Annotated in this window: 23 protein-coding genes, 13 tRNA genes and 4 riboswitches; of the genes, 3 read left to right on the top strand and 33 right to left on the bottom strand. The window is 37.1% G+C overall.

From position 1 onward, the window contains the following. Positions 1-34 precede the first annotated feature (34 nt). Positions 35-1,216 carry an MFS transporter gene (locus tag AC1DKZ_RS21895; RefSeq protein ID WP_476997023.1) on the top strand — a complete coding sequence of 394 codons (1,182 nt, stop codon included), beginning with the start codon at positions 35-37 and terminating at the stop codon, positions 1,214-1,216. Between the two features lie 18 nt (positions 1,217-1,234). Here AC1DKZ_RS21895 and kdpDN read toward each other — a convergent pair whose 3' ends face one another. The 18 genes from kdpDN to tenA all read right to left on the bottom strand — a co-directional run bounded on the left by kdpDN (position 1,235) and on the right by tenA (position 16,681). Then, positions 1,235-2,389: a KdpD-like non-kinase potassium sensor gene (gene kdpDN, locus AC1DKZ_RS21890; protein WP_476997022.1), complete on the bottom strand. Its 1,155-nt coding sequence runs from the start codon at positions 2,387-2,389 to the stop codon at positions 1,235-1,237. Positions 2,390-2,445: 56 nt separating this feature from the next. Next, positions 2,446-3,027: a K(+)-transporting ATPase subunit C gene (kdpC, locus tag AC1DKZ_RS21885; protein ID WP_476997021.1), complete on the bottom strand. Its 582-nt coding sequence runs from the start codon at positions 3,025-3,027 to the stop codon at positions 2,446-2,448. A 17-nt stretch (positions 3,028-3,044) separates the two neighbouring features. Then, the gene (gene kdpB, locus AC1DKZ_RS21880; protein ID WP_219300003.1) at positions 3,045-5,135 is read right to left on the bottom strand and encodes a potassium-transporting ATPase subunit KdpB; all 2,091 of its coding nucleotides are present in this window, start codon (positions 5,133-5,135) and stop codon (positions 3,045-3,047) included. Positions 5,136-5,148: 13 nt separating this feature from the next. Next, on the bottom strand, positions 5,149-6,816 hold the full coding sequence (kdpA, locus tag AC1DKZ_RS21875; RefSeq protein ID WP_431181353.1) for a potassium-transporting ATPase subunit KdpA: 1,668 nt from the start codon (positions 6,814-6,816) through the stop codon (positions 5,149-5,151). 19 nt (positions 6,817-6,835) lie between these two features. Then, positions 6,836-6,916, bottom strand: coding sequence for a K(+)-transporting ATPase subunit F (gene kdpF, locus AC1DKZ_RS21870; protein ID WP_000972378.1), 81 nt, complete (start codon positions 6,914-6,916; stop codon positions 6,836-6,838). Then, positions 6,913-7,017: a SipW-dependent-type signal peptide-containing protein gene (locus AC1DKZ_RS21865; protein WP_000887888.1), complete on the bottom strand. Its 105-nt coding sequence runs from the start codon at positions 7,015-7,017 to the stop codon at positions 6,913-6,915. The genes kdpF and AC1DKZ_RS21865 overlap by 4 nt, the downstream gene beginning before the upstream one ends. 95 nt (positions 7,018-7,112) lie before the next feature. Beyond that, positions 7,113-7,258: riboswitch (cyclic di-AMP (ydaO/yuaA leader) on the bottom strand. Between the two features lie 262 nt (positions 7,259-7,520). Continuing rightward, the gene (locus AC1DKZ_RS21860; protein WP_016101779.1) at positions 7,521-7,751 is read right to left on the bottom strand and encodes a hypothetical protein; all 231 of its coding nucleotides are present in this window, start codon (positions 7,749-7,751) and stop codon (positions 7,521-7,523) included. Between the two features lie 16 nt (positions 7,752-7,767). Continuing rightward, complete coding sequence (locus AC1DKZ_RS21855) at positions 7,768-8,154, bottom strand: hypothetical protein (RefSeq protein WP_002010661.1); 387 nt, start codon at positions 8,152-8,154, stop codon at positions 7,768-7,770. Positions 8,155-8,247: 93 nt separating this feature from the next. Further along, a riboswitch (cyclic di-AMP (ydaO/yuaA leader) is annotated at positions 8,248-8,395 on the bottom strand. A 557-nt stretch (positions 8,396-8,952) separates the two neighbouring features. After that, positions 8,953-9,774: a bifunctional hydroxymethylpyrimidine kinase/phosphomethylpyrimidine kinase gene (gene thiD / locus AC1DKZ_RS21850; protein WP_476997020.1), complete on the bottom strand. Its 822-nt coding sequence runs from the start codon at positions 9,772-9,774 to the stop codon at positions 8,953-8,955. A gap of 6 nt (positions 9,775-9,780) precedes the next feature. Then, the gene (thiF, locus tag AC1DKZ_RS21845; protein WP_431181350.1) at positions 9,781-10,800 is read right to left on the bottom strand and encodes a thiazole biosynthesis adenylyltransferase ThiF; all 1,020 of its coding nucleotides are present in this window, start codon (positions 10,798-10,800) and stop codon (positions 9,781-9,783) included. Beyond that, on the bottom strand, positions 10,793-11,563 hold the full coding sequence (gene thiG / locus AC1DKZ_RS21840; protein ID WP_476997019.1) for a thiazole synthase: 771 nt from the start codon (positions 11,561-11,563) through the stop codon (positions 10,793-10,795). Before thiG ends, thiF begins: the two co-directional genes overlap by 8 nt. A gap of 2 nt (positions 11,564-11,565) precedes the next feature. Next, entirely contained in the window at positions 11,566-11,769 is a 204-nt protein-coding gene (gene thiS / locus AC1DKZ_RS21835; protein ID WP_001049509.1) for a sulfur carrier protein ThiS, read from the bottom strand. 15 nt (positions 11,770-11,784) lie between these two features. Beyond that, complete coding sequence (gene thiO / locus AC1DKZ_RS21830; protein ID WP_476997018.1) at positions 11,785-12,894, bottom strand: glycine oxidase ThiO; 1,110 nt, start codon at positions 12,892-12,894, stop codon at positions 11,785-11,787. After that, on the bottom strand, positions 12,887-13,507 hold the full coding sequence (gene tenI, locus AC1DKZ_RS21825; RefSeq protein ID WP_113936771.1) for a thiazole tautomerase TenI: 621 nt from the start codon (positions 13,505-13,507) through the stop codon (positions 12,887-12,889). The genes thiO and tenI overlap by 8 nt, the downstream gene beginning before the upstream one ends. A gap of 10 nt (positions 13,508-13,517) precedes the next feature. Beyond that, positions 13,518-14,519 carry an ABC transporter substrate-binding protein gene (locus AC1DKZ_RS21820; RefSeq protein ID WP_404446004.1) on the bottom strand — a complete coding sequence of 334 codons (1,002 nt, stop codon included), beginning with the start codon at positions 14,517-14,519 and terminating at the stop codon, positions 13,518-13,520. After that, on the bottom strand, positions 14,516-15,268 hold the full coding sequence (locus AC1DKZ_RS21815) for an ABC transporter permease (RefSeq protein WP_113936784.1): 753 nt from the start codon (positions 15,266-15,268) through the stop codon (positions 14,516-14,518). The genes AC1DKZ_RS21820 and AC1DKZ_RS21815 overlap by 4 nt, the downstream gene beginning before the upstream one ends. Next, positions 15,268-16,017, bottom strand: coding sequence for an ABC transporter ATP-binding protein (locus AC1DKZ_RS21810; RefSeq protein WP_476997017.1), 750 nt, complete (start codon positions 16,015-16,017; stop codon positions 15,268-15,270). Before AC1DKZ_RS21810 ends, AC1DKZ_RS21815 begins: the two co-directional genes overlap by 1 nt. Next, entirely contained in the window at positions 15,986-16,681 is a 696-nt protein-coding gene (gene tenA, locus AC1DKZ_RS21805) for a thiaminase II (protein ID WP_002140424.1), read from the bottom strand. Before tenA ends, AC1DKZ_RS21810 begins: the two co-directional genes overlap by 32 nt. Positions 16,682-16,770: 89 nt before the next feature. Next, positions 16,771-16,874: riboswitch (TPP riboswitch) on the bottom strand. 60 nt (positions 16,875-16,934) lie between these two features. Further along, positions 16,935-17,047, bottom strand: a riboswitch (TPP riboswitch). Between the two features lie 259 nt (positions 17,048-17,306). Between tenA and AC1DKZ_RS21800 the strand changes: the two genes are divergently transcribed. Together AC1DKZ_RS21800 and AC1DKZ_RS21795 are read left to right on the top strand one after the other, a co-directional pair. Continuing rightward, complete coding sequence (locus AC1DKZ_RS21800; protein WP_404445995.1) at positions 17,307-18,464, top strand: SH3 domain-containing protein; 1,158 nt, start codon at positions 17,307-17,309, stop codon at positions 18,462-18,464. A gap of 5 nt (positions 18,465-18,469) precedes the next feature. Continuing rightward, positions 18,470-18,802 (top strand): hypothetical protein, encoded by a 333-nt coding sequence (locus tag AC1DKZ_RS21795; protein WP_002010638.1) that lies wholly within the window; start codon positions 18,470-18,472, stop codon positions 18,800-18,802. A 240-nt stretch (positions 18,803-19,042) separates the two neighbouring features. Here the strand turns inward: AC1DKZ_RS21795 and AC1DKZ_RS21790 are convergent, their stop codons facing one another. The 15 genes from AC1DKZ_RS21790 to AC1DKZ_RS21720 form a co-directional block, all read right to left on the bottom strand. Beyond that, positions 19,043-20,194: a DUF3965 domain-containing protein gene (locus AC1DKZ_RS21790; RefSeq protein WP_113936776.1), complete on the bottom strand. Its 1,152-nt coding sequence runs from the start codon at positions 20,192-20,194 to the stop codon at positions 19,043-19,045. Positions 20,195-20,617: 423 nt separating this feature from the next. Next, the gene (locus AC1DKZ_RS21785; RefSeq protein WP_002010634.1) at positions 20,618-21,037 is read right to left on the bottom strand and encodes a CBS domain-containing protein; all 420 of its coding nucleotides are present in this window, start codon (positions 21,035-21,037) and stop codon (positions 20,618-20,620) included. Between the two features lie 131 nt (positions 21,038-21,168). Then, a tRNA-Glu gene (locus AC1DKZ_RS21780) sits at positions 21,169-21,240 on the bottom strand. Position 21,241: 1 nt separating this feature from the next. Next, positions 21,242-21,316, bottom strand: a tRNA-Asn gene (locus AC1DKZ_RS21775). 7 nt (positions 21,317-21,323) lie between these two features. Then, positions 21,324-21,400 (bottom strand) — tRNA-Ile (locus AC1DKZ_RS21770). A 10-nt stretch (positions 21,401-21,410) separates the two neighbouring features. Then, positions 21,411-21,481, bottom strand: a tRNA-Trp gene (locus tag AC1DKZ_RS21765). A gap of 3 nt (positions 21,482-21,484) precedes the next feature. Beyond that, positions 21,485-21,560: transfer RNA gene (locus AC1DKZ_RS21760), tRNA-Thr, on the bottom strand. Between the two features lie 19 nt (positions 21,561-21,579). Further along, a tRNA-Phe gene (locus tag AC1DKZ_RS21755) sits at positions 21,580-21,655 on the bottom strand. Positions 21,656-21,664: 9 nt separating this feature from the next. Beyond that, positions 21,665-21,740 (bottom strand) — tRNA-Asp (locus tag AC1DKZ_RS21750). Positions 21,741-21,742: 2 nt separating this feature from the next. Next, positions 21,743-21,819, bottom strand: a tRNA-Met gene (locus tag AC1DKZ_RS21745). Positions 21,820-21,843: 24 nt separating this feature from the next. Continuing rightward, positions 21,844-21,936, bottom strand: a tRNA-Ser gene (locus AC1DKZ_RS21740). Between the two features lie 61 nt (positions 21,937-21,997). Then, a tRNA-Ser gene (locus tag AC1DKZ_RS21735) sits at positions 21,998-22,090 on the bottom strand. Positions 22,091-22,108: 18 nt separating this feature from the next. Further along, positions 22,109-22,181 (bottom strand) — tRNA-Ala (locus AC1DKZ_RS21730). Between the two features lie 15 nt (positions 22,182-22,196). Then, positions 22,197-22,270 (bottom strand) — tRNA-Pro (locus AC1DKZ_RS21725). 10 nt (positions 22,271-22,280) lie between these two features. Further along, positions 22,281-22,354 (bottom strand) — tRNA-Arg (locus AC1DKZ_RS21720). Positions 22,355-22,431: the final 77 nt, after the last annotated feature.

Genomic DNA, 22,431 nt, shown 5'->3' with positions numbered 1-22,431 from the left:
TCCAAGGAAACTAAATGACAAGGAGGTTAACATTATGGAAAAAACCAAACTGAATTTCATTTTATATGTTGTCTGTATGAGTGCCTTACTCGGTTCCTTCGCTCAAAATATTTATACACCTATCTTGCCGATGATTCAAAATTCGTTTCATACTTCTCTTTATCTTGTAAATTTAACCGTTTCACTTTTCACATTCGTTCTTGCGGTTATGCAGCTCATATACGGACCTTTAATTGATACAAAGGGCAGAAAATCTGTCCTTATCCCTAGTTTAATTATTAGTACAATCGGCTCAATTGGTTGTGCTTTCTCACCTAACATTTACTTATTTCTATTCTTTAGAGCTGTTCAAGCTTTAGGAATAGCGGCTATACCTATAGTTGCAGCAACTATTATCGGTGATTTATTTGAAGGAAAAGAACGCGGAGAAGCGATGAGCCTTTATCAAATGTTACTTGCTCTCGCACCTGCGATCGGCCCTCTCATAGGTGGTTATCTCGGCAGTATAAATGGCCACTTATCTGTATTTCTGTTTTTATCTACAATTGGCATCATCTTATTAATTATAAACATTTCACTACTTCCAGAAACAAAACCAAATGTAATTGAGCAACCTAAAGCAAAAAAGAATTACTGGCTTATCTTAAAAAATAAAACTGGATTTTCTATTACACTTATTGGCTTTATTCAATTTTGTATGTATTTCTGTTTCCTCGTTTTTTTGCCTAGCATATTAACAAATATATATCATCTACACGCAAGTGAAATTGGTCTTATGTTTGTACCAATGTCCCTTTCTATTATGTTAGGAAGTTATTGCTACAAATTTTTGCAAGAACGGTTCACAACAAAGCAAGCTTTATTCATCACTAGCTTCTTCAATATTATATGTATCACTTTATTCTCTTTCACATATAGCATCAATATCCCAATCATCATTATCGTTACCTCTTTATACGGTTTTAGCATGGGACTCTCTATGCCAACTCACACTACTTTATTAACGGAAGAATTCGTACAAGAACGCGCAACAGCTATCGGTATGTACAACTTCATTCGCTATTTTGGCATGGGTACAGGACCTATTGTAGCTGGGTTTCTTTTATTTAATCAAAATTACTTTTGGATTTTCTTTATAGGAGCAGTTACATTTCTACTTATAGTTTTATACGCAATGAAAATGTTACATTCCCATGCTGCACAAAAAGCAAAATAGAGACCTATAGATGGTCTCTTAAGCTCTTTGATCAGCAACGATATGAATATCAATATACTTCGTTTGTCTCATAATTTCATTTACAATAGAACCTTTTCGTATTTCTTCCCACCGTGTTCTCGCCGATTGCCCGAGTAAAACTTGTGTCACCTGTAGTCTTTTTGCAACTTCAATAATAACATCAGCGGGCTTTCTTCCCTTTGCTTCTTCTAATACAAAGCTCGCATCAAATTGATTCGTTAGCGATTTCCATTCTTCAATCGTTTGCTTTTTGCCAGCTGAAATAGAATCTATATTTTCTCTTTCAACGTTTAACACATACAATTCAGCATTTAGCCGATCAGCCATGCGCCAACCTCTCCGTATTAATTTCTCTGCTGTTGAACTGTATTGTACACAAACGAGAATTTTTTCTTTCACACCGATCGGTTCTATTACTGTTTGGCTAATTTTCTCATCCATATCATCTGCAACTTCTCGAAGTGATAACTCTCTTAATGCCCCTAAATTATTTATCGTAAAGAAGTTTTGTAAGCTTTGTTGAATTTTTTCTTCCTTATATATCTTTCCATCTATTAATCTCTTCCGGAGTACCTCAGGTGTTGCATCAACAAGCTGAATTTCATTTGCTTTTTGTAAAATAAAGTCTGGAATACGCTCTCGTACTTTGACATTCGTAATTTGAGCTACAATATCATGAACGCTTTCTAAATGTTGAATATTAAATGCTGATAATACAGATATACCGGCATCTAACAATTCCTGCACATCCATGTAACGTTTCTTATTTTTCGACCCGGGAATATTACTATGCGCAAGTTCATCCACAACAACAATTTGTGGTGCCCGCTTTATAATTCCTTCTACATCAAGTTCATAAAATACTTTCCCTTTATAATCTATTTCTTTTAAAGGAACTTTTTCTAAATCAGCAATTGCTTCTTCCGTCTCTTTTCTACCGTGTGTTTCAATTAAACCAACTACAATATCAATACCGTCTTTTTTCATTTCCCTAGCATCATAGAGCATTTTATAACTTTTCCCTACTCCTGGAGCCGCTCCTACATATAGCTTTAACTTCCCTCGATTTTGTTGACGAATATATTCTAAATACTCTTCTGGTGTTCGCCTTTGAAACGTCGGTTTATAGTCATCCGCATACAAAACACTCACAACCTTTCTTTCGAAACAACACTACCCCAATCCGTTAGATTGAGGTAGCACTGTTACTATTTCATTAATTTCTGTAATTCTAAATTTAACTTTAAGACGTTCACGCGATCTTCTCCAAACAAGCCGAGTGCAGCACCTTCCGTTTGATCCTTAATCAGTTGATCTAGCTTTTCTTTCGGAATATTCGTTAATTTCGAGATGCGATCTACCTGCACAGAAGCCGCTTTTGGACTAATGTCAGGATCAAGCCCTGAACCCGAATTCGTCACTAAATCTATCGGTACTTCTGTAACTGGAATGGCCCGGTTTTGTTTCTTCCAGTCTTCAATACTTTTCTCAACTCGTTTTGCTAAATCTGGATCAGACGGCGCATAGTTATTTGAGCCAGATGCTTCTGCTTTATATTCTATACTAGAAACACGTCCATGAAAATAACGTGGATCTGTGAAATTTTGACCGATTAATTTTGAACCAACTACTTCATCCTTATCATTATATATAAGACTTCCATCCGCATTATCCTTCATTACCGCTTGCGCAATACCAGTTACAATAAGCGGGTATACAAGGCCGCACAAGACTAAGAACGTAAAAGTAATACGAATAATTGGTGAAAGTATACTTTGTTTTTCCGCCATCTTTTTTCCCCTCTTCCTTATATGAACAAGCCGACAATCATATCAATTACTTTAATTCCAATGAATGGAACGATCACTCCGCCAAGCCCGTAAATGAGTAAGTTTCTGCTAAGCAATGCATTAGAACTCATTGGTTTATATGCGATACCTTTCATCGCTAGCGGAATAAGTAACGGAATAATAACCGCATTAAATATTAATGCTGATAAGATTGCTGAAAGCGGTGATGTTAATTTCATAATGTTTAATGCTTCCATTTGCGGAATCGCAAGTGTAAACATTGCTGGAATGATTGCAAAATATTTTGCAATATCATTCGCAATACTAAACGTCGTTAACGCACCTCGTGTCATTAACAATTGCTTACCGATTCCTACAACCTCAATAATTTTAGTTGGATTCGAATCTAAATCGATCATATTTGCTGCTTCTTTCGCAGCTGTCGTACCACTATTCATCGCTAACCCAACGTCAGCTTGCGCTAATGCCGGGGCATCATTTGTACCATCACCTGTCATCGCTACAAGTTTACCTTTATCTTGCTCTGCTTTAATAACTGCAATTTTATCTTCTGGTTTACACTCGGCAACGAATTCATCTACCCCTGCTTCTTTTGCAATTGTTGCTGCTGTTAATGGGTTATCCCCTGTACACATAACCGTTTTAATTCCCATTTGGCGCAATTGTTCAAAACGCTCACGCATACCAGGTTTTACTGTATCCTTTAAATAAATTAAACCGTAAATACGATCATCCACCGCAACTACAAGTGGTGTTCCGCCCTCTTTTGAAATTAAATCTGCTTTTTGATTCACATCTTTCGGAATCGTTCCGCCTTTTGATTGTACCCATTCAATAACGGCACCAACAGCACCTTTTCTTACTTTCGTTCCATCCTGTAAATCAACACCACTCATTCTCGTTTCTGCTTTAAACGGAACAAATTCACCTTGTTCTGCAAGTTCTCTATTATATGATATAGATTTCGTTTGTACATATTCTATAACTGATCGACCTTCTGGTGTTTCGTCTAAAACTGAGCTAATCGCAGCCCATTTTCCTACTTGCTCAATCGTTTCATTTCCTACAGGGAGTAGTGTATGTGCCATCCGGTTCCCGAAAGTGATCGTACCTGTTTTATCTAAAATAATTGTATTAATATCACCCGCAGCTTCTACTGCTTTCCCTGACATTGCTAATACATTGAACTTTGTTACGCGGTCCATCCCAGCAATACCAATTGCCGATAATAACCCACCAATTGTCGTTGGAATTAGACAAACTAACAATGCAACAAGTACAGCTGTATCAATTTGAAACCCTAAATAATTTGTAAAAATCGGCAACGTCACAACAACGATTAAGAAAATAAGAGTTAAGCTCGTTAATACTGTATTTAAAGCAATCTCATTCGGCGTTTTTTGACGAGCAGCTCCTTCTACTAAAGAAATCATTTTATCAATAAATGATTCACCAGGATTACTCGTAATCACAATCGTAATCTCATCACTTACGACCATCGTTCCGCCTGTTACTGAACAAAAATCGCCACCTGCTTCTTTTATAACAGGAGCTGATTCCCCTGTAATTGCTGATTCATCTACAGACGCTAATCCTTTAATTACTTCACCATCATTCGGAATCATTTCCCCTTGTTTTACAATAACAACGTCACCTTTTCTCAGCTCAGTTGCTGAAACTTGAACAATGTCTCCATTTTCTTTTACAACATTTGCAAACACATCTTTCTTCGATTGTTTTAAAGAATCAGCTTGCGCTTTACCACGCCCTTCAGCTAAAGCTTCTGCAAAGTTAGCAAATAAAACTGTAAATAATAGAATGAGAGAAACTGTTATATTAAACCACCCTGGTACACTACTAGAACTACTTGGAAGAAAGGATAAAATTAACGTAATGATAAATCCAATTTCCACAACGAACATAATCGGATTCTTTATCATTACTTTCGGATTCAATTTCGCAAAGGATTGTTTCATCGCATGTGTCACGATATCACGATCCATCGTTTTCGCTTGTCTAACCTCATCTTCTACAGCATGTATTTGTGACTGATCTACTTGTTTTTCTTTTACTACTACCGGTCTCATCATTTACCCTCCATTACTTCAATGTAAGAAATTCTGCAATTGGGCCGAGTACTAACATCGGGAAGAATGTTAACGCACCAACAATTACAATTGTTCCGATAAATATCCCTCCAAATAAACCATTATCTGTACGGAACGTTCCGACTGTTTCTGGTACTACCGTCTTCTCTTTCAGTGAAGCTGCAACAGCTAGCATCGTAATTAAACTGAAATAGCGTCCTAAAAACATAACTAAACCAGTCGTAATATTCCAAAACGGTGTATTATCCCTCAATCCTTCAAATCCAGATCCGTTATTCGCAGCTGATGATGTATACTCATAAACAACTTGCGTTAAACCGTGGAAACCGGAATGAGAAATTGCATCCGTTCCTAAACTTGTTGAAAGAGCTAATGCCGAAAATCCTAAAATAAGCAATGGATGAAATAATATCGTTACCGCAATTAATTTCATTTCCTTCCCTTCAATTTTCTTACCTAAAAACTCTGGTGTCCGTCCAACCATTAACCCAGATATAAAGACTGCAATAATTGCATACATGATAATGTTAACAAAGCCTGCTCCAACACCGCCGTATACTGTATTTAACATCATATTTACGAGTGGTACTAGCCCGCCAATCGGTGTTAACGTATCATGCATCGTATTCACGGCCCCTGTTTCAGCGGCTGTCGTTACTGTTGCGTATAGTGAAGAAAATACTGTTCCAAATCGTACTTCTTTTCCTTCTGTGCTTCCTTGCACATGCTGGATACCCGTTTGGTTCAATACTGGATTTCCATGTAATTCAGATGTTGTAATCGTTATAAATCCTAGTAAAAATACCATGAATAGTGAAACGAAAAGGATACGACCTTGTTTTTTATTTCCTACCATTCGTCCGTACGTAAATGGAAGTGCTGTTGGCAATAACATCATAAGCATCATTTGCAAAATATTACTCATTTGCCCTGGATTTTCAAAAGGATGTGTAGAGTTTGCCCCGAAAAATCCACCGCCGTTATTTCCAAGTTCCTTAATTGAAACGAATGATGCAACTGGACCACGTAAAATACTTTGCTTCGCACCATCAATTGTTTGTGCTGTAACTGCTCCATCTAACGTTTGTGGTACACCAAGTGCGACAAAGACTAACGCCGCAATAAATGCGATAGGAAGAAAAACTCTCGTTAATGCTCTCGTAAAATCAACGAAAAAGTTACCGAGTTCTTTTCCAGCGAGTCCTCTTATAAAAGCCATAACGAGCGCTAACGTCGTTGCTGGTGCCGCAAACATTAAAAATGTAATTCCGACTAATTGTGATAAATAAGATAAACCATTTTCACCGCTATAATGCTGTAAGTTTGTATCAGCCATAAAACTAATTGCCGTATTAAAAGCGAGTGTAGGCTCCATTCCTTCAATATGCGCTGGATTTAGCGGCAGCACACCTTGTAATCTGAAAATGAAATATACGACAACAATCATAAATCCATTGAGTAAAACTAATGATAATGCGTACTGTTTCCACGTTTGATTGTATGCTTTTACACCCGTAATTTTAAAAATAAGTTTTTCAAAAGGCCCAAATACTTTATCTAGCGTTTTGCTACCTTGAAAAGCTTTTTCTAAATAAATCCCCGTTGGCTTTGCTACTAGAATAAACAAGAGCATTGTAATAACGACTGCAACCCAAATCATAATGAATGATTCCCCCTAATTAAAACTTTTCTGGATTTAATAATGCGTACACTAAGTACACCGTAATCGCTGCAACAATAACCGATAAGGCAATCATCATGATTGCTTCCCTTCTTTCACAACTTTATCTGACCAACTTGCAAGACTTGCCATCGATGCGACTAACCCAACAAAAATACCGATCATTACGACATCTAACATAACTACCCCTCACTTTTTGTTAAATTTTACCATATAGTTATCAAAAAAAGAACACTAAGCTCTACTTAGTGTTCGAAACGAACAACACAAAGTAAACCTCCTCTCTAAACGCTTACGAGGTTAGCTGTCGGATTCGGGCCTAAAGAGTAGCCCTACTTTCAAAACTGAAAGATTCACCCCAAGTGACGATGCACAAAATTGGTTCCCCCGCTCCATTTCTGGAACTCAGCGATTTTAGGTTTTTTTTGGAAATTTCATGAATGATTTATGAGAGTAAATATACTCCTCTAAATTTAACTTGTAAAGAGGCAAATTACTTAAAATAAGAAAAAATTCCGCCATTTAAACGCTTACATTGCTTATTATTAATATTCTTTCATCTATTTTCTTGTGTTTTCTTTTTTTTTCATAGAAATGATCTTTTAAATATGAAATAAAAAGAGCGAATGACGTGAAGTGCATAGCTTGTTGCACTCAGCATTCGCTCTTTTTTCATTCAACCTTTATTCTCCACGCAAAAAAGCACGCAAATTTCTCCCTCGAATATAAACTTGTGATAATTCTGCATGTAACTGCTCATATTCGGTAATATCCGCCTCTAAATACAAAACATCTTTTGATGGTAATATAATATATGGCCCTGGAAAAAGAGGATCGAGCACTACCAATTCGTGAACTCGCTCTACCGATATCGCCCAACGATTCGCTATATCTCCTAGTAACAACACTTTCATCTTCATTTCCCCCACCTTATTCAAAAAATAAAAAAGAAATATTATCACAGTTCGTAAACACTACAAATTTAGCTCCAATTGTTTCATAGAGCCTGGCCGGATATCGTTTATTCTTTGTAACAACAGTAATAGGCGCTTGAAAAGAAAAACGAATGTGTTCTGTGAAGAAACTAACTATCGGAAGCTCATCCCCTAGTAAAATCACCTTCTTAATACGTGTGCAAATACTAGTAAAATCCTTCTCCTTATTACAGCTATAAGCTGATTCAAACCCATACTCTCTAACTTCAGCCGCTATCTCTTCATTGGCTGTAAAAATAATTAACTCATGCTGAAATGCTACTAGCTCTCTTAAACTCTTTACCTTGTTTTTTTCTCCAACGCAAATAAGCGTTAATTCCATGTACCTCATCCTCCTTAGCATAAAAGAACTCAAACATAGATTGATATTCTCCTATACTAATCAGACCGACGAAGTGATATATCCATCATGGCACCGCCCTCTCTCAAGACGCTTACGAAGTTAGCTGTCGGATTCGGACTTTGAGAGTAGCCCTACTTTCAACATTGAAAGATTCACCCCTAGTGACGACGCACAAATTGGTTCCTCCGCTCCATACATTTGGACTCAGCGTATTACAAAAAATGTATTCTGGCTGATATATTACTCCTGTATTTGGAAAAAGTAAACAATGAAAAATCCTTAAGGTGGATTTTTCATTGTTGCTAGACATTATAAATATTTATATTCAATAGGAATTTTCATGAGTCGTATTGTAATAATACTAAATAAAGAAATGATTAAAAATTAAACGTGAAACGAGGATGCTATATGACCGAGGATAAAAAGAATAATTTTATTAAAATAATAAACATTCTAGGTAATTCGTTACTTTTAATTCTAGCGATTTTAGTTACTATTACTAGTTATACTGAATTCCGTACTACACTAGAAATCATTTTTTTAATTTCTTGTTTGTTATTAATTTATAGTAAATACTTAAGTAATAATAAGAAAGCTATGATTCCATACCTTATATTTTTCATATTAATATCATCACACCTTTTATATATTTTATTTATCTAAAAGGACGCATTTAAACAAGATAACTAAATCAAATTCACTACCATATATTAAACTTCTATTAATCATTAACCTTAATAACCAGTGAGGATATAGCCCCACTGGTTGAATTTTCACTTATGCACGCGCTTTATTCAATTTATACGCAAAATGATTCGTCGGCCCATGACCACTTCCAATATTCAACGGCTCTTCAATCGCTATACTAATAAATCGTTTTGCTTCTTGAACCGCATCTTCCATCAAGTAGCCTTTCGCAAGTCCTGCTGTAACCGCTGAAGCAAATGTACACCCGCTTCCGTGCGTTTGCTTCGAAGGAATTCGCTCGCTTCTAAATTCAATAAACTCTTCTCCATCAAAGAGTAAATCAATTACTTCATTACCTTGATATTCTGCATGTCCGCCCTTCATAAGAACATATTTAGCTCCTAATTCATGCAATACTTTTGCAGCTTCCTTACTATCTTCTACATTATGAATCTCCATTCCAGTTAACACTTCTGCTTCAGGAACATTCGGTGTTACAACAGTTGCTACTGGCAATAAATATTCTTTTAATGCTTGTACTGCTTCTTGTTGTAATAATGATGCCCCGCCTTTTGCAATCATAACAGGATCTAGCACAATATTATTCCAGCCGAATTTTTTAATATGTTCTGCAACAATTTGAATAATTTCACTGCTAAATAACATTCCTAGTTTTACAGCATCTGGCGTTAAATCCGTACCAATTGAATTCAGCTGTTCCGTAATTCCTTCTAAAGAAACAGGATATACCCCTTGAACGCCAAGCGTATTTTGAGCAGTAATTGCTGTAATAGCCGTCATTCCATACACACCAAGCTCTTGGAATGTTTTTAAATCCGCCTGAATCCCAGCGCCGCCTCCGCTATCAGACCCTGCAATTGTTAAAGCTTTATTCACTTTCATTCCACTCATCCTTTTCTACCCAAAATAGCGATGATAAATTGTTTTCGCTTCGCTTATATCTTTCGTTCCATGTACAAGTACACGGCCATCTTTAAAAGCAACTAATCTCTTTTCTTCAACCGAAAATGATAATAAATATGGATTTACATTTAAATCATTCACACGATCATTCAGCAATTTTTTATATTGTTCAAAATCCATTTCCTCTTTATGAGGTGGTCTAATTTGAACTGTATTTCTCCCGCATAACACTGCTGTTTTTGAAGTGTTTTCCTTATTTAAATATGGATATACTGCCCGTTCACCACACGATAGACAATTATGTTTACGAATCTTTTGCACATTCATACATGAATATTCATTTTTCCATACATCAAATGACACCAGCCCATCTCGAAGCGAGTCATAATCTTCTACTAGCAGTTTAAGTGTTTCCGTTACTTGATGAGAAACGACGAGAGATACAGCAGGTGATATAATCCCCGCTGTGTCACATGTCGCTCCGCCAAGTGGAATCGATTGTAATAAACAAGATAAACATGGCGTTTTGCCTGGAAGAATAGTATAAGAAAGACCGTAACTTCCTACACATGCCCCGTAAACCCATGGAATAGAATATTTTTGCGCTACATCATTCACAATGAAACGCGTTTCGAAATTATCAGTCGCATCGATGATTACATCAACATTTGTAACGTGTTCTTCTAATTCTTCAGCCGTTACATCTTGAACGAGAGCTTCTACTCTTACTTCACTATTAATCTCTTCTAGACGTTTTTTTGCCGCCACAGCCTTCGGAAGGTTATTCTCTACATCACGCTCTGCATACAATTGCTGCCTTTGTAAATTACTCCAATCTACATAATCGCGGTCAACAATTGTTACCTTACCAACGCCTGCCCTTACAAACATCTCTGCATTTGCACTACCTAATGCACCCGCACCGATAATAAGTACATGCTTTTCCCCTAGCTTTTGTTGCCCTTCTTCCCCAATTGGAGAAAATAGTTCTTGGCGAGAATATCGATTATTCAACTACGCTCATTCCTTCTAAAGGACTACTTGCTGTCGCACAGCGCTTGCGTGCAATACGACCTGCTTCAAACCCTAATCGTCCTGCCTCAATACTTAATTTCATTGCGTATGCCATTTTAATAGGATCGTTCGCTCCAGATACTGCAGTATTTAATAACACACCATCTGCTCCTAATTCCATTGCAAATGCTGCATCAGCTGGACTACCAATACCAGCGTCAACGATAACTGGTACTGTCGCTTGTTCAATAATGAAACTTAAATTTAATGGATTTACAATACCAAGCCCTGAGCCAATCGGTGATGCTCCTGGCATAATCGCGTGTACACCAAGTTCTTGTAGTTTGCGTGCTAATACAACATCATCAGATGTGTAAGGAAGAACGATAAATCCTTCTTCTAGTAACACTTCAGATGCCTTTAACGTTTCTACTGGATCAGGTAATAACGTTCTATCATCACCAATAACTTCTACTTTTATCATGTCACAAAGTCCAGAAGCTTTTGCTAATTTTGCAATACGAACAGCTTCTTCAGCATTTTTTGCTCCTGCTGTATTCGGTAATAACGTATATTTTTTTACATCAAGTTTCTCTAATAAATTAGGCTGCTTCGCATCAAATATATCCATACGACGTACTGCGAATGTTAAAATCTCAGCCTCAGAAACATCAATTGCCTTTTGCTGCACATCAAAATCAGGGAATTTCCCTGTTCCTAATAAAAGTCTAGAATGAAATGAAAATTGTCCAATGTTTAACATAATCAACCGCCTCCTACGAAAGTTACAATCTCAATTTGGTCCCCATCAAAAACAGATGTATCGTTATGATCATCTTTTTGTAAAATATCTTTATTACGTTCTACTACAACAATTCTGTTATCTAACTCTAAATGTGTAAGTAGCCCAGCTACTGTTTTTACACTCTCTGGTACTTCAATTTGGTTACCATTAATTTTTAAATTCAAACTTCCATCCCCTTTCTAAACCATTTTAGAAAGCAATAAATCTAGCAAGTGATTCTCCTGCTTTCCTTCTATTAAATCAGCCATATACTGACCAGAAACAGGACTTAATAAAATGCCGTTTCGATAATGGCCCGTACAAGCATATAAACCTTTTATTTCTTCATGCTCTCCCATATAAGGAGCTTCATGATTAGACTGCGGTCTTAACCCAGCCCACGTACTTTCCCATTCTGCTTCTTTTAAAGCAGGCAATATTGTGTAGGCACGCTCTAATATGGAAGTAATACTTTCTGGTTGTACAGATTTATTAAATGTATGAGGCTTCATCGTTGCCCCAATCACATAACGGCCACCGCGCTTCGGCGTAATATAAAACCTCTCCTGGAAAATAGGAGCTTTCAACAGAGGTTTCCTGCTTCTTACTGCAACAACCTCCCCCTTAACAGGATATGTACCCCAATCACTCTGAAAATAATGTAGCAATTTCGTACTCCATGATCCTCCGGCGATAACGACCTTTTCACATGTGATTACACCTTCGCTTGTCACAATTCCAGTCACTTTATTATTTTCAATACGAATATCAAACACTTCTGTTTGTTCATATATATCAGCTCCGGAAATTGCTGCAGAATGTGCGAATGCTTTCGTAAGCTCTGGCGCAATAACGTGACCATCTTTCGGATAATATACCGCTCCTATAATTGACTCGGATAGAAATGGCTCTTTTTCCCGTAAATGGTCCCCCGTTAGAAAATAGGAATCTTCACCTGTTTTCTGTTGCCAATCCATAATATGAAGAATTCTTTCCTTCTCATCTTCATTTTGAGCGATGCGATAAATGCCCTTTTCTTCATACCCAATATCGATGCCTGTTTTTTCACGTAAAACTGCTGCAAGTTGTAGAAATATAGCACGGCTTTCTCTAGCAAGCTCAAACAGCGGATCATATGCATCCCATTCTGCCTGAACACCGAGCAAACCAGCAGCTGCTTTCGAAGCTTCAGATGCGATTCTTTGTTTCTCTATAATCGCTACTTTATGCCCTCTTTCTGCTAGAAAGTGTGCAACTGAGCTACCAATTACACCTCCGCCAATAATCGCTACATCATACTTCTTACACATGTTTTTCCGCCCACTTTCTTATTGATTCCTTATAAGATTTCGCCCTGCTATACGGATTACTACTGCTTATAATCCCAGACATAACAGCAATGCCACTTACACCATTTGCAAGAACATCACCTGTATTTTCAGGGGTAATCCCACCAATTGCAGTTATTGGTATGGATAAGCATCTTGCCATATGAGCAATTTCTTCTAATCCTCTTGCTGGCACATCCTTTTTACAAGCCGTTGGAAATACATGACCGTAAACGAGTGAATCCGCTCCATTTTTAAATGCCACTATCGCTTCATCTAAAGAATGTACTGAATAGCCAACATGCAAATAAGAAAACTTTTCTTTCACCGACCTTACATCTGCGCTTCGATATCCTAGCTGCACACGCGGAATATTTAATAGAATAGCAATATCAATTCGATCATTTATCACTATCTTCGATGCCGGAAAGCCTTTCCCCAAAAGACTTTCCACACCTTCATACAATTCCTTCGTGCTCTTCTCACGCTCACGAATATGCAAATAATCAATCTCACTCTCAATTTGCATCGCTACATTCACTAATTCTTCAAATGGCATATGGCCATTTGAGATTACATGAAGCTCATTTTTCATATTCATTCGCCTACTTTAAAATGTTTTCGAATAATTCATCGGCTGGAACAATTTCTTTCGCCATTCCTTTGTCTTTCAACCATTTATTTTGTTTCTCCCATGACTCTTTTGAATCCGATAAGAATGGCTCATCTTTCGTTTCCATCTTCTCTAATAAAATTTTCATACTTTCTTTTTCAACTTCTGGTACAAGTGGGAAGTTTTCTTTTTCTTGATGATCTAATAAAATATTTAATGCTTCATCCGGATTTTTCTTCATGAAATCATATCCCTTTTTCGCACCACGTAAAAAGGCCTGTAATGCTTCTTTATCCTTTTTCAAAGTTTTATCACCTGTTACAAACACAAGCTCATGATAATTCGGCACACCGTAATCAGCTGGATTAAAGTACGCTGGTTCATGGCCCTCATGACGCATAACAGGTACTTCATGGTTAATGTATGCTCCTGTTACAGCATCCACTTTTTTCGTAATTAACGCTGGTACTAAATCAAATCCAACATCGACTACTTTTACTGTATCTGGATTACCACCATCTTCTTTTACCATCGTTTTTAAATATGCTTCACTTAAAGGGGTCCCAGAATATCCAACTGTTTTTCCTTCTAAGTCTTTAGGTGACTTAATACCTGCTGATTTCAGCGATACAACATGATTTAACGGCGAACGTACGACAGCTCCAATTGATTTCACTGGAATTTGTTCATTTGCTTTTGCCATGACAACATCTGGTTGATAATACAAGCCAACGGTCACTTTCCCTGCTGCCGCTAGCGTTAATGGATCAGTCGGATTAGAAGGGAATTTAATATTCACCTTGACTCCTTCTTCTTTAAAGTATCCTTTTTCAATTGCCGTATAAATAAAGCTATGTACCGCATTCGGGTACCAATCAAGCATTACTGTTATTTCTTTTTCTGATTTATTCTTATCTGATGCCGAGTTACTCGAACATCCTGCAATCATTGCAACTAATAATGTAAACACAAAGATGCGTTTTAATAATTTCATGAATGTTTCCTCCAACTAATGAATTTCTTTTCTAATGTGGAAATAAGTATGACGAAGAAAATAGCTAATAATGATAACAATACAATTGGTGCAAATACACCAGCTCCGTCTAACTGTGTCATCATTCTTTTACTGAAATATCCAAGCCCAGCTTGTGCACCGAGCCATTCTCCAATTGCTGCCCCGATCACACTAAGCGGAACTGCAATTTTTAACGCTGAGAAAAAGTAAGGAAGAGCAGATGGCAACTTTAGCTTTAGAAAAATATCTTTTTTTGTTGCACCATACGTGACTAAGAGCTCCTCCCATTCTTTTTTCGTACTACGCAGTCCATCATACGTATTGACCGCAATTGGGAAAAACGTAATTAAAACGGTAACAACAACCTTGCTCCAGATGGTATATCCAAACCATAAAACGAAGAGCGGCGCAAGCGCAGTAATCGGGATTGTTTGTGAAGCAACTAATAACGGATAAAATGCTCTTTCCATCCACGTACTCGCATTCATTAACATTGCTAGCCCTACGCCCAGTACGATAGAAATAACAATGCCTATTAAAACGACGTACAACGTTGCAGGTAAATGAACCGTGAATAATATATCTTTCAGCACCCATATCTTCATTACAATTGCAGAAGGTGATGGCAAAATGTACATCTCATCTACAATTCTTGCTCCTACTTCCCATAGAGCAAGTAGAATTCCACTTAATATAAGGGCAGGTAATAACTCCTTCAAGCGATTCATCATATAAGTACCTGCCTTTGTAACATACTAAGGAGCTCTTCTTTAAGCGCTAACACTTCAGGCTTATATAAATCTTTTCTTGTTCGGTTACGATCAAGCGGCACAATTCGCTCAGTTAAAGTTGCTATCGGTTGATTTTCTACAACCAAAATTCGATTAGAAAGAAACAATGCTTCTTCAACATCATGAGTGATAAATAAAATTGTTTTTTCCCACTCTTTCCATTGTTCAAACAACCATTCTTGCAAAGATGCCTTCGTTAAAGCGTCCAATGCACTAAAAGGTTCATCTAACAATAATATCTCCCCGCCTGTTAATAAAGTTCGGATAAAAGATACGCGTTGCCTCATACCACCAGATAAATCTTTCGGATATTTTTTCTCGTACCCTTGTAAACCAAATTTATGTAACAGTTCTTTCGCTTTTACTTGCGCTTCTTTCTTCTGCACACCTTGGCACTCTAGCGGCAGGGCCGCATTCTCAATAATCGTCCTCCACGGCAAGAGCATATCTTTTTGGGGCATATACCCTACAGGATGACTCTTTGTTTTTGTCAGCTCTATCTGTCCAGTACTTGCCTCTTCTAAGCCTGTAATAAGGCGAAATAAAGTACTTTTCCCGCATCCACTCGGTCCGATAATACTTACAAACTCTTTATCTTGTATAGAAGCATTTAATTCATCGATGATTGGTTTCTCATCATAATGAAAGGAAACATTATGAAACTGTAGTATGTTCTTGCTCCTCAAAACCCCACATCTCCTTACGATAAGCCATATCCCAGAATAAATATTCAAATCGGCTGGAATATAAGAAAATCTCCTCTAATCGGTCTAGCTCTTTCTCTGACTTTCCAACTGCCATTTCATTTAATAAATCTATTAACCAAATACAAAGGTTACCGTATTCTTCAGAACTATATCCTTGAATCCACTCTCCAAAGAACTCATGATCTCTTGCTCCAGGAATATCATTTAAACGCTTTCCAATCTCCCAATAACTCCACATACATGGAAGTAAAGCTGATATTAATTCTGCAAGTGTGCCATTTTGAGATACAGACATCATGTAATTTGTATAGGCTAAATTTTTAGCAGATGGTTTCGCAGATTCTATCTCCTCTACAGTAATGCCAAGTTTGTTTGCATACTGTTTATGGATCGTCATTTCTCCATTTAAAATCCCATCAATTTGCTCTGCAAATTTTGCCATAACTTGTGGATTCGTTGCCTTTACAACTCCAATTGCATATAGCTTTGCATAATCTAACAAATATAAATAATCTTGAATAATATAGTACTGGAATTTGTCTTTTTCCAACGTACCATCCCCCATACCTACTACAAACGGATGATTATGACTTTTCTCCCAAACAGGCTGCACCGTATCAAATAATCTTTCACAAAATTTCATTAATAATTCCCCTTCCTGTATATCTATTTATCTCAATAAAAAAACCACTTCTGTATATAAGAAGTGGTTACAGCAAATAAAATTATAATTTATTCGTTGTTCCACTTCCCTTCGCTAGTATTATCTAGATCAGGTGTTGTAAGGGTTAAGGATTATTCCTCTCTCAGCACGAAAAGCACCCCTAGTGGTGTTAATATGAAATTTTCAAATAAAAAAGCCCCGTTTCTATACGCAAAGAAACGGGGACTCATTGTTAATGTCCGAATTGCTTCCCTACGCTAGCATAATCTAGATCAGGTAATAAAAAGGATCAAAGGCTTACGGCCCTACTCTCAGCTGGCAACACCAGCCCTCCTAGCAAACTATAAAATTATCACTGTCAGTATAACACCGCCATAAGACATCATCAACTGTTTTAATTTTCTTAATTAAGAATTAATTCTTAACGTGTTAAACAAATATAAATGCGACCTCACAAATGATATATACAATATTTATATACGAATCTCTCTTCTGACATTATTTTTATTGATTTCATATTACATTTATGTGAATACGACCAATATATTATATCTTTATACTATAATAAAATTACAACTATACAACTAGAGGAGGTCTTTATTACATGAATAAAGCTACAGCTTTAACAGCAACTACTATCGCAATTGCTTCTTTACTTCCTTCTATGGGAGAATCCGATATACAAACAGCGGCTGCTAAGCAACCATCTACAGTAAAAACTGGATATGTAAAAATTGACAACGTTGCACTACATCAAAATAGCCATACAGACAGTGCAATAATTGATAACATTCGATTTAATAGCCCGGTTACTATTCTTGAGACAACTCAAGATTGGTATAAAGTATCTGTTAACAACAAAACAGGCTATATGAAAAAAGATGCAATTCTATTCAAAAAAAATGTTCAACCAAAGTCTCAATATATCGTAAATGCAAACGCATTAAACGTTCGTTCTGAACCTAATACAGAGTCTTCTATTCTAGATATATTACCAAATGGTCAATTCATTACCATTCAAGGTGAACAAGGGGATTGGTACAAAATATTACATAACGGTCAAATTGGTTACGTACAAAAAACATTTGTATCTAATGGATCCACACCTCTAGTAAAAGGTGTAACAGTACAAGGTTCTCCTTCGTATACTGTTGCAACACCAAAATTAAATGTACGTAGCAATGCTAGCACAAGTGGCACTCTACTTGGCTCATTACAAAATGGTACACAAGTACAAGTAGTAGAAACGGTAGGTACTTGGTATAAAATTCGTTTTGGCACAGGATACGGATATGTAGCAAAACACTATGTAGTGCAAAATCAAAATCAAGCACACGCTGAAACAGCTCCACCTGCATCAATTCCAGCAGTTTTCAAATTCCCTACTCAAGGGAAAATCAGCTCCACTTTTGATATGCGCTGGGAGCAAATGCATTATGGTATAGATATAGCAGCACAAGGAAATGTCTCTATCCAAGCTGCTGCTGCAGGTAAGGTTGTGAAATCTTATTATTCGGCTAGCTACGGCAATGTCGTGTTCATCGCCCATCAAATAAATGGGAAATTATATACAACAGTTTATGCTCATATGAAGGATCGCACTGTACAAGCTGGTGATCAAGTACAAACTGGACAATTAGTAGGTCATATGGGAAACACAGGTCATTCATACGGGCAACATCTCCATTTTGAATTACATAATGGGGAATGGAATTTTGAAAAAACAAATGCAGTAAACCCACTGCCATATTTAGTTAGGTAAATTATATGCCACGCAATATACCTCTCTTTATTGAATACCTGGCCTTTTTAGGTTTAATCTGTTGCTTAATCATTTATAATACGAACACTGTATTTTTATCTATTATTATTGCTTTTGTTGCTTTAGAAATCATTATGGAAGCATTACAAATGCGGCTAAAACAAAAAATTGCCCATATTTATAATGTGATTTTTCTTTTAAGTGCTCTTATAACAAATATAATTAGTAATGGTTTTTATTTATCTACCGTACTTCCTGTATTCTTTATAGGTGTTTTATTATTCATAGCTAGATACGTTCATGTTCCTAATAACCAAAAACATGAACAAGAAGCTTAGAAAGAGGAGACACTGTGTACCAATCTTTCAAAGATAATCCAATGAAATATATATTGAATTTATATGAAAAAATGAATACTTTTTTTGGTATACAAAGAAGTTATACTGCACAATTTCTCCTTTATGGAATGTTATTTCTTATCTTAGTTACTTTCTCCTTGCTTTACTAACAAAAAAGGATCTCACATAAACTTGAGATCCTTTTTAATTTATATTAATTTTTAATATGTAAAATAAGGTTTATCCGCAAGCATATTTTTCATAAATAAAACTAAGATTATATTTTTTCTCTAAGCTCATTCTTTGTTCATCGTCGCACCAATAGAAAAGAATATCATGAATCGTTGCATAACGCTTATTTTTAAGAAATAGTTTAAAGAATGATGGTAAACAATCATGTAATTGTATAAATATATAATTGCGTAGTATTTCTTCTTTGTATTCAATTCCCTTACAAATATACAGTAATTCTTCACAATAATATGCATGCTGTGGAACTTGGATCATTTCGAAAAATGGTACATATGATAGTAGCTTTCCAATAAAATGACCATACCGATCCATTACCCCTATCGTCATATGCTCCATCATTTCTTTCATCACATATAAATAATCATCTACATGAGTTGTCTTTAAAGGGTCTAATCGATCGGAAATTTGTGAAAGTACAGCTCTTTGACAAGCTAAAACTGCTTGACTAGGTCCATAATATGATAGGAAGTCTGTACACTTACGATACTTTCGTAATAAGTCATGTGTATATAAATCATACACAAAAGTATTACAATACATTGCCAGACTCATCATATCACTATTTAATTGCTCTTTTGACAGTAGCTTAGCTCGCTTACACATATAAAAGAATGTAAATTCCAATACTTCTTTATGAGATAATAGATGTTTGCAATCTGTTATACATTTCTCATTAAATTTAACTCGCTCCCAAATTTCTACATCCTCAGCTGTTAATTCACCAATACGATATTTAATAATTAAATAGTTTAAAGCAACTGCTTTCGTCAAAAGATCCCATGTTTCATACTCCAATGAAGTTCGGACAAATTCATCTAGCCCTTGGGTTATCATAAAAGCATTTGCCTCTTCATACCAACCAATCTCTTGACATAAACGAAGAATACGTACTAGAGTTGGAATTTCATCTTTATGAAACTGCGGTAAATTCTTTACTTTATTCATGCCATATACGATAAATGGCGCTAAATTCTCTTCTTTATAAAATTCTTTTTCTTTCCATACTAATATAGTTCGCTCTTTCCCTTCACCTTTTGGATGACAAGGTACAAGCAAAGAAAATAACTCAGCGAAATTATTTGGTTCTATATATGTATCTGTAACCAAATTCCAATTTGGATCGCCCTGTACAGCCCTCATATAATTCCCCTTCCCTTTTTATCCCGCTATTTGCGGGCAGTAAGACTCCCACCTCAAAATTCTGCGAATACGAGGAAGTTAGGTGGGAGATAAAACTGCCTATAAAAGCCCGATTGGTTCAACTAATAATTATTGGGGGATGGACACCCCCCAATAATTAAAGTTTCACTTTATCTACGTAGGAAATATTAATTCATTATTACATCATTAACAATAAATATTGTTATATTCAAAATCTATCATAATACTTATATCTCTCAGTATATCATTTTTTCTCTTATTAAAAATTAGGAATGACAAATTTAAAAAAACTGTCAAAAATATTGACTCTATACTTATTATATAATGTCTCAGATACATCACGCTAACATATTAGTTTAATCCGCATATACTAGAATAATGTATCTGATTTTTATACATAATTTATTCCATATGCTCTGAGATTTCACTTAAAGCAAACCCTGCTTGATCATCTGCTGATTTTCTTATAGCTAAATCACCTAGTGCTAGCATCCCAACAAGTTGACCGCTCTCAACTACCGGTAACCGTCTAATTTGATATTGTGCCATTAATTCTGTAGCTTTTTCAATAGAATCATCTGGAGAAACTGAAACAATGTTTGTTGTCATTACATTTGTAATTTGATTAGATCCAGGATGTTTTTCAGCAATCCCACGAACAACTAAGTCTCGATCAGTAACAAGCCCAACAACTTGTTTATTTTCAATAACAGGAATCAATCCAACCGATTCTTCCTTCATTTTTACAGCTGCCTCATATACATTGTCTAATGGTGTACAATGTACGATATGAGTACTCATAAGTTCTCTAACTTGCGTCATTTTTCATCTCCTCCTTTTAATACATACCATAGCTTTTCCTAAATCCCTTTATTTATTTCGGGAAAATAAGGTGATAAAAAGAGGCTTATACATAATAAAAAAGAGTCAGCAATATGCTGACTCTTTTTTTATGACCCGTACGGGATTCGAACCCGTGTTACCGCCGTGAAAGGGCGGTGTCTTAACCACTTGACCAACGGGCCATGGCTCCGCAGGTAGGACTCGAACCTACGACCGATCGGTTAACAGCCGATAGCTCTACCACTGAGCTACTGCGGAATATATATGGTGGGCCTAAATGGACTCGAACCATCGACCTCACGCTTATCAGGCGTGCGCTCTAACCAGCTGAGCTATAGGCCCATATACTTTACAGGGGCAGTAGGAATTGAACCCACACTGGAGGTTTTGGAGACCTCAGTTCTACCTTTAAACTATGCCCCTAAATGGTGCCGGCTAGAGGACTTGAACCCCCAACCTACTGATTACAAGTCAGTTGCTCTACCAATTGAGCTAAGCCGGCATAAAAAAAAACAAAAAAATGGTGGCTCGGGACGGAATCGAACCGCCGACACGAGGATTTTCAGTCCTCTGCTCTACCGACTGAGCTACCGAGCCAACATAAAATGGCGGTCCCGACCGGGGTCGAACCGGCGATCTCCTGCGTGACAGGCAGGCATGTTAACCACTACACCACGGGACCATTGGTTGCGGGGACAGGATTTGAACCTGCGACCTTCGGATTATGAGCCCGACGAGCTACCGTACTGCTCCACCCCGCGACGATATTATGTTTTAAAAATAAATGGAGGAGGTAGAGGGATTCGAACCCCCGCGCGACTCTCGCCGCCTGTCGGTTTTCAAGACCGATCCCTTCAGCCGAACTTGGGTATACCTCCATGAAGGAAAAATTAATATCTTATTCATTTTTATATGTAACTAAACCACTTTTTTAAAAAATGGAGGAGGTAGAGGGATTCGAACCCCCGCGCGACTCTCGCCGCCTGTCGGTTTTCAAGACCGATCCCTTCAGCCGAACTTGGGTATACCTCCGACATATAAAAAATAAAGTGGAGCCTAGCGGGATCGAACCGCTGACCTCCTGCGTGCAAGGCAGGCGCTCTCCCAGCTGAGCTAAGGCCCCATGTTTTTGGGAAAATCGGGAAGACAGGATTTGAACCTGCGACCCCCTGGTCCCAAACCAGGTGCTCTACCAAGCTGAGCCACTTCCCGTTAATAAAAGCGCGCCCGAGAGGAGTCGAACCCCTAACCTCTTGATCCGTAGTCAAACGCTCTATCCAATTGAGCTACGGGCGCATATGGTGCCGAGGGCGGGGGTCGAACCCGCACGGTGGTCACCCACCGCAGGATTTTAAGTCCTGTGCGTCTGCCCC

Source organism: Bacillus sp. 05T21 (assembly GCF_056396785.1).
Note: the sequence above shows the minus strand (reverse complement) of the source record. Positions and strands in the feature narration are given on the sequence as shown.